This is a genomic window from Skermanella sp., from assembly GCF_059503625.1.
Genome location: NZ_JCACHA010000470.1, coordinates 1 through 2254, shown reverse-complemented (window position 1 = coordinate 2254; position 2254 = coordinate 1). Strand labels below are relative to the sequence as shown.

The 2254-nt window shown below is 69.5% G+C and carries 2 protein-coding genes and 1 riboswitch; of the genes, one reads left to right on the top strand and one right to left on the bottom strand.

What is annotated here, in order from left to right:
* Positions 1 to 153 precede the first annotated feature (153 nt).
* The gene (locus AC5JJ6_RS10230; protein ID WP_496041939.1) at positions 154 to 921 is read right to left on the bottom strand and encodes an ABC transporter ATP-binding protein; all 768 of its coding nucleotides are present in this window, start codon (positions 919 to 921) and stop codon (positions 154 to 156) included.
* A riboswitch (TPP riboswitch) is annotated at positions 914 to 1022 on the bottom strand. It overlaps the preceding gene by 8 nt.
* Before the next feature lie 100 nt (positions 1023 to 1122).
* Here AC5JJ6_RS10230 and AC5JJ6_RS10225 point away from each other — a divergent pair.
* The gene (locus AC5JJ6_RS10225; protein WP_496041938.1) at positions 1123 to 2229 is read left to right on the top strand and encodes an acetoin utilization protein AcuC; all 1107 of its coding nucleotides are present in this window, start codon (positions 1123 to 1125) and stop codon (positions 2227 to 2229) included.
* Positions 2230 to 2254: the final 25 nt, after the last annotated feature.

The window sequence follows — 2254 nt, the reverse complement described above, 5'->3', positions numbered from 1 at the left end:
CGTGGTAGCCGATGATGCCCGCGCGTTCGTACAGGGCCGCCGCCACCCGGACCGGATCGGGCAGGATGAAGCGCGGCACTCCGGTCGTCCAGACGAGCAGCTGCCAGGCGGCAACTAGAACCGCTGCGGTAACGGCGGGGCGGACGACCCGCATCATGACGCGAGCAGCCTGAGCAGGTCCGCCTGACCCGCGAGCAAGGCCGGGGCGTCGGGCGGACGCGGCGGCGGTCCCGCCGGCGAGATGGCGGGGCCGATCACCGCCGGCTGGCCGGCCATGACATGGATGTCGTGGCCCAGCCGCAGCGCCTCCAGCGGGTCGTGGGTGACCAGCAGCACCGTCCGGCCCGCCAGCAGCCGGGCGGCCTCTTCCTGGAGGCGCAGCCGCGTGATGGCGTCCAGCGCGGAGAAAGGCTCGTCCATCAGGACGATCGGCCGGTCCTCCATCAGCGTGCGGGCAAGCGCCACGCGCTGCCGCATGCCGCCGGAAAGCTCGGCCGGCTTGGCCCGCAGGCGGTCGCCCAATCCGACCTTGTCGAGCAGGTCCCGCGCCCGTTCGGTCAAGGCCGGGCTTATCTTCTCCCCCCGGAGCCTGGAGCCGACCAGCACGTTGTCCAGGGCGCTCAGCCACGGCAGCAGGAGGTCCTGCTGCGCCATATAGGCCACACGGCCGGCAAGCGGACCGCCGTCCCCTGCCGTCACTTCGGTCGGCGGTTCGGGGGCGGCCAGTCCGGCGATCAGCCGCAGGAGCGTCGTCTTGCCGACGCCGCTCGGACCGAGCAGGCAGGTCCACCGCCCGCCTTGCAGCGAGAAGTCGAGGCCGTCGAACACGGCCGCGCCATCGAAAGTCAGGCGCGCCCGCCGGATCGAAACGCCGACAGGGGGTGCTGGAGCGGATGCGGAGGGCCGCACGATGTCGTGCATGGGTCACTGATCCCTACGCCGGTATCAACCGGATCAGGTTCCAGGGGTCGTCCCGAGACTTGGGACCTCTCAGCCGACCATCGGCTCCCCCCAGTGAGGTTGGGCAGACTATTGCAAGTCCGTGACGGTCTGGCAAGCATCCCCGGCGATGTCCGGCCGATATAGTTGACGAACCCTGAACAGCGGCCTAGTTGACCTTCCATGCTGACCAGACCCCTGTTCATCGGCAGCGAGATCTATCGGGCCTCCTCCTATGGCCGGAAGCATCCGCTGGCGATCCCCCGAGTCTCCACCGCCATCGACCTTTCCCGCGCCATGGGCTGGCTGGACCACCGGTCGTACCTGGACAGCCCGATGGCGACGCCCGACCAGCTCGCCCGGTACCATGACCGAACCTATATCGACACCGTCCGGCGCGCGGAGGCGGACCAGCGGCTCGATCCGGAATCGCGCGACCGGTACAACATCGGCCGGCTGGAGAACCCGATCTTCGCCGAGGTCTTCCGCCGGCCCGCCACCGCTTCCGGCGGGTCGCTGATGGCGGGACGGCTGCTGGCCGAACATGAGGGCATAATCTACAACCCGGCGGGCGGGACCCATCACGGCATGCCCGACCGGGCCAGCGGCTTCTGCTATTTCAACGATCCGGTCCTTGGCATCCTGACCATGCTCGACGGCGGGCTAGAGCGGGTCTACTACGTCGACCTGGATGCCCATCACGGCGACGGCGTGGAATACGGTTTCGCCGACGACGGCAGGGTGCTGACCGTCTCGGTCCACGAAGCCGGCCGCTGGCCCTATACCGGCAAGGTCGAGGACCGCGCGGGCGGTCTGGCCCGCAACCTGCCCGTTCCGGTCGAGTTCAACGATTCGGAACTTGCCTATATCGTGGACGAAGCGCTGATGCCGCTGGGCCGGCGGTTTGACGCCGACGCCGTCGTGATCCAGTGCGGCGCCGACGCGCTGGCCGACGATCCGATGAGCCGGCTCGGCCTGTCCAACCGCGCTCTGTGGTCGGCGGTCGCCGAGCTTTCGACGCTGGCGCCCCGTGTCCTGGTGCTGGGAGGCGGCGGCTACAATCCGTGGTCGGTCGGACGCTGCTGGGCCGGCGTCTGGGCGACGCTCAACGGGATCGACCCCGGTGTGCCCGTGACACCGGACGCGGAGGAGGTCCTGAGGGCGCTGACCTGGACCCGGCGGCAGGGACAGAACCCGCCGGAACACTGGTTCACCACGATAGCCGACGCGCCGCGCCCCGGACCTGTGCGCGACGACATCCTGCGGATCGTCGATACCGTCATGGACTGACGGGATGGCATGACGGTGCCTGTGC